10 protein-coding genes are annotated in these 6,081 nt (G+C 39.4%); 6 read left to right on the top strand and 4 right to left on the bottom strand.

What is annotated here, in order from left to right:
* From ACTBZY_RS11975 to ACTBZY_RS11960, 4 genes are all read left to right on the top strand, one after another.
* Positions 1-223, top strand: a 223-nt coding sequence (locus tag ACTBZY_RS11975; protein ID WP_463046580.1) for a hypothetical protein, incomplete at its 5' end; no start/stop codon positions are given.
* A 1-nt stretch (position 224) separates the two neighbouring features.
* Complete coding sequence (locus ACTBZY_RS11970; protein ID WP_463046579.1) at positions 225-584, top strand: hypothetical protein; 360 nt, start codon at positions 225-227, stop codon at positions 582-584.
* Between the two features lie 67 nt (positions 585-651).
* The gene (locus tag ACTBZY_RS11965; protein ID WP_463046578.1) at positions 652-966 is read left to right on the top strand and encodes a hypothetical protein; all 315 of its coding nucleotides are present in this window, start codon (positions 652-654) and stop codon (positions 964-966) included.
* A 220-nt stretch (positions 967-1,186) separates the two neighbouring features.
* Positions 1,187-1,375 carry a hypothetical protein gene (locus ACTBZY_RS11960; protein WP_463046577.1) on the top strand — a complete coding sequence of 63 codons (189 nt, stop codon included), beginning with the start codon at positions 1,187-1,189 and terminating at the stop codon, positions 1,373-1,375.
* Here the strand turns inward: ACTBZY_RS11960 and ACTBZY_RS11955 are convergent.
* From ACTBZY_RS11955 to ACTBZY_RS11940, 4 genes are all read right to left on the bottom strand, one after another.
* Positions 1,372-2,142 carry a phage minor head protein gene (locus ACTBZY_RS11955; RefSeq protein ID WP_463046576.1) on the bottom strand — a complete coding sequence of 257 codons (771 nt, stop codon included), beginning with the start codon at positions 2,140-2,142 and terminating at the stop codon, positions 1,372-1,374. The genes ACTBZY_RS11960 and ACTBZY_RS11955 overlap by 4 nt on opposite strands.
* A complete protein-coding gene (locus ACTBZY_RS11950) occupies positions 2,135-3,517 on the bottom strand; it encodes a phage portal protein (protein WP_463046575.1) in 1,383 nt (460 codons plus the stop codon). The genes ACTBZY_RS11955 and ACTBZY_RS11950 overlap by 8 nt, the downstream gene beginning before the upstream one ends.
* Positions 3,518-3,581: 64 nt before the next feature.
* Positions 3,582-4,748 carry a PBSX family phage terminase large subunit gene (locus ACTBZY_RS11945; RefSeq protein WP_463046574.1) on the bottom strand — a complete coding sequence of 389 codons (1,167 nt, stop codon included), beginning with the start codon at positions 4,746-4,748 and terminating at the stop codon, positions 3,582-3,584.
* Positions 4,748-5,128 (bottom strand): hypothetical protein, encoded by a 381-nt coding sequence (locus tag ACTBZY_RS11940; protein WP_463046573.1) that lies wholly within the window; start codon positions 5,126-5,128, stop codon positions 4,748-4,750. The genes ACTBZY_RS11945 and ACTBZY_RS11940 overlap by 1 nt, the downstream gene beginning before the upstream one ends.
* A 276-nt stretch (positions 5,129-5,404) precedes the next feature.
* On the opposite strand from ACTBZY_RS11940, the gene ACTBZY_RS11935 reads away from it, so the two are divergent.
* Positions 5,405-5,749, top strand: a complete 345-nt coding sequence (locus ACTBZY_RS11935) for a hypothetical protein (protein WP_463046572.1) — start codon at positions 5,405-5,407, stop codon at positions 5,747-5,749.
* Between the two features lie 68 nt (positions 5,750-5,817).
* On the top strand, positions 5,818-6,027 hold the full coding sequence (locus ACTBZY_RS11930) for a hypothetical protein (RefSeq protein WP_463046571.1): 210 nt from the start codon (positions 5,818-5,820) through the stop codon (positions 6,025-6,027).
* Positions 6,028-6,081 lie beyond the last annotated feature (54 nt).

The following is a 6,081-nucleotide window of genomic DNA, read 5'->3' as shown; positions in this document are numbered from 1 at the left end:
GCTACTAATTAATGAATTAGTGGAAATGGAGAAAACCCGCCAAGCTAACTTTGACGTTGATGTAATGCGTGACAAATTCGGCTCTATTGACCCCAGAATGGAAAACGGCTGCATCACAACAGGGTTCGAAGCCCTTGGAACGGCTTATATTTTAAAAATCATTGTTTACAAGAAAGAAACCAATCGCCTTAAGAAATTGGGGTTTGATATTTTTAATAATTGATATGGAGGTAATAATTGAAAAGGGCTCTTCTGACGGAGAGGTAAAAATAGGGCTAAAAGGCATTAACTTTATAAATGAAGGAAAAGGGGTTCCGATCCTGAAAGACTTCGACCGTTCCGCAAAGTTGGGCGAAACTAAGTCTGTAAAATTAAAAGACAATTGCCTTGTTGCCGATTTTGAAATCACAAAAGAAATGCATGGCTTGTATCCAGTGATAGGGGTTCGGATTATACGTAACAGTGGCATGGTTGGGGATCATAGGTTTACAACAATGGTAGAAACCGAACTTTTGGCTATTGGCTTATCAGAGTCGCCTAATGAGGATAAATCTATTCAACCTATTAGATATACTGAACATTGAAAACACTCGAAGAAATCACCGCAGCAGTTGAAAAGGCTGAGAAGGAAAGGGAAAGCGACCAATAAATATGCCTTGTTACGACAGTAGAAACGACAGTAGTCGAATTGTGGTTGACAATCCAGAGGACAAAAAGATCATATCTGAGTTGATGAATAGAAATAAGAGCCTAGAGGCTGGACTTTGTGCTATTATTACAGAACTCGAAAAAGAGGGCATTGCGAATAAGATAATAACACGGGCGAGCAGAAGCGGACTTATTGACCTTGTAGGTTTTTGGGCTAATCACAGCAAAGAAGACGATGTTAGGCTGGCGAAAAAGCTCCATAGTGAATTTAGCGAACATGAGCAATCGATACTAAGAAAGTTACTTGGAGACAAATGAAAAGACCAATAATTAGTCAAGAAGAATGTATAAAATAAGCTTAACGCTTTGCGACAAGGTTGTACCTAGTAATATACCTGTATTAGAGTATGATAACGCAGACGAGTCATGTGAAATGGTGGAGGTGTGGCTAGAGTCTAAGCTGTTTGCTTTGTGCGAGTCTCCTAGCGTATTCGTATCTTTTGAAACAGAACGTTGTTGGGATGAAAACTTTTGTCGCATGGAGTCTGCGTTAACTTTTACCGTAACGGGTAGCGTTGATATTATCATGGATCACGCTATTACGTGCCTAACACAACATGAGGGGGTAGATGATGATGCAGTCTCAGACATAGACTTTGCTATCTTTGAATTTGAAAGCTATGAAGAAGCTTTCGGTTATTGCAGCGACTTGAAAGAAGGATCTTAATTCAACCTCGACTCATCAACCACATAAGCAATAGAACACCGACAATTTACCGACTCTTTAGCTGCTCCGTTCGGGTCGCAGGGGTAAAGCATTTGGCTAGCTCCAACTTGAAAATATTCGCCCTTTGGTTTTCTTGTATTATTTAGTGATATGTGCGAATTCCGAACTCTTGCGTCACTAGTCGCCAACCAAACCCCTTCCAAAGGCAATGTGCTTGAATTAGCCGCCTCAGTTGTTCCGAATGATGCCGCATAGGTCGTTTCTGTTCGTGCGATGGTTCTGGCTCTGTTTTTTACTATTCCTAGTTGTTTTTGCAACACCCTAGCACCTTCACGACTTCCGACACGTTGCTCAACAATGAAACCCAAAACCTTTCTAAGGTCGTTGATGGTAGTATTTCGTAGTGTTGATATTTTTACCTGAGTGGCTGCTCCGCCTATCGCCCTTAGTATTGTTTGCTTCCAAACTTCGGAGAAGAAGCCAGTTGCTAATTCAGGAAGGATAAAGTCCTTCTTTCCGGACATCCTTTTAAACTCTGCGTTCTGCCAGTCGTAAAAGCTCAAAGACTCCTTGGTGTAAATCTTGACGAGTAGTTCCTCCCAATCCGAACGGCTCACTCTTTCGACCTGAGCAAGTGCGGATTCTGCGGACTGGAATTGAATCACATCAATGTAATATTTATAAATCGCTTTCAGGTGATTATAAACGACATTAACGTTTCGCCTTTCTGCTGCGTTGTATAGTTTATTATAGCCTGGTCTATTCATCTAACGGCAACGGGTCAGGTATTGAAATATCCCAATACTTTTGTGGCAATTCGGCTCTTTCGTCTTGTAGGGCTTCGTAGTCTATGTATAGCCTCTTTTCGTTGTCGCTCATAAAGTCAGCCTTTGACAACATTTCCACTTCTTTAGCCAAATCCCTTCCGAGTTCTTCGTAAACGTCATAATCGAACGCTATTGAATAGCCTTGATAGTTTTGGATTACGTATTCTCTTAAGTGCTCCTCTATCGCTATAAGGTCAGGAAAAACGCCATCTCTTAAACAACTGGCAATATATGACCTTTGGTTGTCGTAGGTTGTGCCACCACTACTAGGGAAAATAACCTGTGCGTTGAAATTCCACAATGCAGAAATATCCTCTTTCGCTTCTTTCTTTGCGTCAGACGTCACGCCCCTGATTAGGTTTGATTGTAGTTGTGTCACCTCTATAGGTGAGCCAATTACCGCCATCAATTGAGATGTTTTCTGTCTCAGCGACCTAACTATACTGTCTCTAAACTTTTGGAATATTCCAGATTCATCATTAGGAATAGGATTGTCTCCGTCTTTTGGGGTAATCAACGCTCTTAAATCACCACCAGCAAATGAAGAATACTCCCTTTCAATCGCCTGTGTATACGCCTTAATTAAAGGCCATACAGCCTGTATTTTAGAAACCCCATACAAGTGCCCTCCGTTCATGTCTAGTTCTGGACTTTCGGAAGAAATGCGTATTACGTCCTCTTTTAAGATTGTGACATTTGGGTTACTTCTATACCTATAACCCAAAATAGGGTCTACCGGGTTTCCGCTGGCAACTATCTCAACTAGGTGAGTGGGTAGATTGTAAAGGTTATGGAATCTACCGCTATTTAAAGACTTTTCTAACCTTGTTCCATATAACGCAATCCATCCATTGTCTTTATACATACTTGACGCATACATAAAGCCAGCCCATGTTTGGTATTCATTTGGCCTAGTTAGTATCTTTTTAAGACTCACTAAGTCGGATTTTACCCCTATTTCGTCCATTGGCATATCCTCAAACGCCTTTGTCCTGAGTTTTTTTAGCTGCCTTAGCTCGTATGGGTTTGTATAGATTCCGTTCCATTTGTGAAACTCCTTCTTGTCGCTCTTGTTTTCTGGCTTATCTTGAAGGATTAGTGGCTTTATTTGACTGGATTTGCTGGCCTTCCAGTTTGTTACGGTGTATAATGGTGGATTGGTCTTTATAGCGTCGACATACTGCTTGCTATTGTGAATAATAGACGGAATCGGTATATTTTGGAAAGAATGCTGAAAGATAACCTCATTGAACTTGTTAGGCTCAGATGGGCTTTGTGTTGTTGGCTTTCGCCCTTTACTGAAGAAACCAGCCATTTAACTTGATGTTATTGGGCTGTTAGTGCGTTTTGGATATTCAAATATAGTTGGCATTTACCAATTATCCAACAGCCCAAGAATATTTTGGTTTTAATAAGCTCTCACAACCATACCGAACCGCATCAATTAAATGATTATAGGAGTCAATGGGCTTGTTTAGGTTGTTTCCTTCTTTGTCTGTGTCCCAAGTATAATTCCTTAGCTCTTTTATTAAGTTAGTAGATCTCGAGGTTACTAATAAATCATACTGCTGCAAGTTTTGGATGCCGTGCATGATTGAGTCCTTTCCTTTGTTTGCTCCTTTTATTCTAACCCCGCCCCTTTTGATTTCTTCAATACTTTTCGGTTCTGCTGAGTCGGCAACAATGTAAATATTGTCGTCGATATTCTGTTTTACAAAGTTGACTATATCAGGGTTGACCATTTTAGTCCGGTATAACCTTTCGTCTAGTATCAACTTGCCGTTCCATTTATAAATGTCTGCAATTGTGGTAGGGTCGTTTGTGTATCCAAAATCAAGCCCCCTGCTAAATAGCTGTGCGTCTGGCGGTATTGTGTCGATTTGTTTCCAGTTGTTGAAAATTACCCCCTCCAATGAGCCAATTAGCCCAAGGCCGTAAACGTTGTACCAGTTTTCCCAAAATTTGGAAGACTTGGCTTTCTCTTTAGCCTTTAAGATAAAGTCTATTGCTGATCGTGGGCAAGCTTCATTATCTAGGTAGTTGATAATTAAGAAATCAACGTCGCTATCTCCTTGTAATTCTTCATGAAACCAAAATGGACTAGTAGGATTCCAGTCCATTGTCACACTCCCTTTTGTTCGTACCGCTAACTCAGTATAGGCAGTAAAAGGCATATTATTTGCCTCATTCATGTATAATCTGTCACGCCTACCCCCTCTTAGCTTCTTTCCGTCATCAGCCCCAAAGAACTCAATATAAGAGCCGTTCGCAAAGGTGTAACGTGAATCTGTACTATGCCAGTGGCTTTGAATCCATCGACCAGTATCAATCATAATTTCCTTAAAATCCTTTATTGCACCTCTTTTGAGGTGTGGAACTGATTCGGCAACTACTGAAATAGATGTATTGGGGTGTTTTATAGCGAAATCAATTTCAATCGGCAATATTCCATAGGTCTTTCCTGCCGACGTTCCACCCTGAACGCCTTTAATTGGCTTTTTTAGGGCTTTAATCTTGTTTATTGCCGTTGTTCGCTCAAACGCCATTAGTCGGGGAATAGTGGTTGTTCTGAAATCTCAACCTTGCTTGTAATAGACTGCATAGCCCTACCAAATACATAATCCCTAAAATCGGCTAATGCCTTCGACCTGGTTGTGTCGTCGGTCATTTCTTTTATTATCAATCTGAGGTACAAGGGTTGTTCTTTGTCGTTTGCTATTTCTTTAATAGCCAGTTCGTCCAATGAAAAAATTATTTGGTAGGCTTCAATTAGTTGCTCCTTGGATAAAGGTTCAAAACCTTCCTCTTTCATCTTTGCATTAAACATGGTGAAAGTCTTAGGTTTCCGACCCCTATTTTTAGGCTGGTATTCTGACGAAAATTGTTTTCCATCCTCTCCATCAATTTTACTGTATCCTCCCGCCATATCGTCGTTTTTTCGTCGTTTTACCTTACTTAGAACGGTACACCCTCAACCCTACTTATCTGACAAAAATAGAACTAAATATAGTTGGTATTTCCAGACTATGCAACAAGCGAGTAAAATTAATTTACTGAATTGCACTATTGTAATAATTATATGACAAAATAAAGAACTTTTGACTAATACTTAAAGTATTGTAATTATATTATTACATATTCAATCGTTTTCGTATCTTTGAAATGTCGGAACAACGAAGTGACGACATAAACGACTAAGACAATGAAAAAGTTAGCTACATGGGGTAAGGTTATCAAGGAAACAGAAATGGCAATGCTTATCGAAACAGAGGTTGGCAATGTTGAGCAAATGGAAGAGACTACAAGGTCTCAGGACTGGTTCCCAAAATCTCAATTAGAAATATTAAGACGAGGAAACTCAAAGGAGGTCATTAATGATGAAAGGTCAAATACTGTCTTTTTTGTAAGTAAGAAAAAATACTTCCCTAGTAACAAATCAATTGAAATATCAAGTACAAAAGGGATTTACTCAACCACTGCTGATGAGGTAAAAGAGGGTAATTCTAATTCAAATCTTTTCAAAAACACTAAATATACATTTGCTTAAAAACCTTAGTCGCTCCGAAATCGCAAGAAAGTAGGAGCTTTAACAACAACAATTAAACAATTAAGACGATGAAAGCTCAAATCAAAATCGAAAAACCATTCCGTGTAGGCTCAGCTAATGAACTTTATGAAGTGATGGGAAAGCTAAATTCTTATGTCTCTGAATACGGGATAGACACAAAAGGGAATATCTATTTTAAAATGCTTAATGGAACAACTGAAAGGTATTCAAGAAAAGAGTTCATTAAGATGTCAAGAGAAGACAGAAACGTATTTTAAAACAAAAACACCCCGAACATCTACACAATGAACGGGGTGTTTAAACAACTAAGA

This window comes from Arcticibacterium sp. (assembly GCF_055134445.1).
Note: the sequence above shows the minus strand (reverse complement) of the source record. Positions and strands in the feature narration are given on the sequence as shown.

Excerpts from the sequence above, each read along its gene's own strand:
- ACTBZY_RS11970 (WP_463046579.1), top strand. The coding sequence starts at position 225 with ATGGAGGTAATAATTGAAAAGGGCTCTTCTGACGGAGAGGTAAAAATA.
- ACTBZY_RS11965 (WP_463046578.1), top strand. The coding sequence starts at position 652 with ATGCCTTGTTACGACAGTAGAAACGACAGTAGTCGAATTGTGGTTGAC.
- ACTBZY_RS11960 (WP_463046577.1), top strand. The coding sequence starts at position 1,187 with ATGGAGTCTGCGTTAACTTTTACCGTAACGGGTAGCGTTGATATTATC.
- ACTBZY_RS11955 (WP_463046576.1), bottom strand. The coding sequence starts at position 2,142 with ATGAATAGACCAGGCTATAATAAACTATACAACGCAGCAGAAAGGCGA.
- ACTBZY_RS11950 (WP_463046575.1), bottom strand. The coding sequence starts at position 3,517 with ATGGCTGGTTTCTTCAGTAAAGGGCGAAAGCCAACAACACAAAGCCCA.
- ACTBZY_RS11945 (WP_463046574.1), bottom strand. The coding sequence starts at position 4,748 with ATGGCGTTTGAGCGAACAACGGCAATAAACAAGATTAAAGCCCTAAAA.
- ACTBZY_RS11940 (WP_463046573.1), bottom strand. The coding sequence starts at position 5,128 with ATGGCGGGAGGATACAGTAAAATTGATGGAGAGGATGGAAAACAATTT.
- ACTBZY_RS11935 (WP_463046572.1), top strand. The coding sequence starts at position 5,405 with ATGAAAAAGTTAGCTACATGGGGTAAGGTTATCAAGGAAACAGAAATG.
- ACTBZY_RS11930 (WP_463046571.1), top strand. The coding sequence starts at position 5,818 with ATGAAAGCTCAAATCAAAATCGAAAAACCATTCCGTGTAGGCTCAGCT.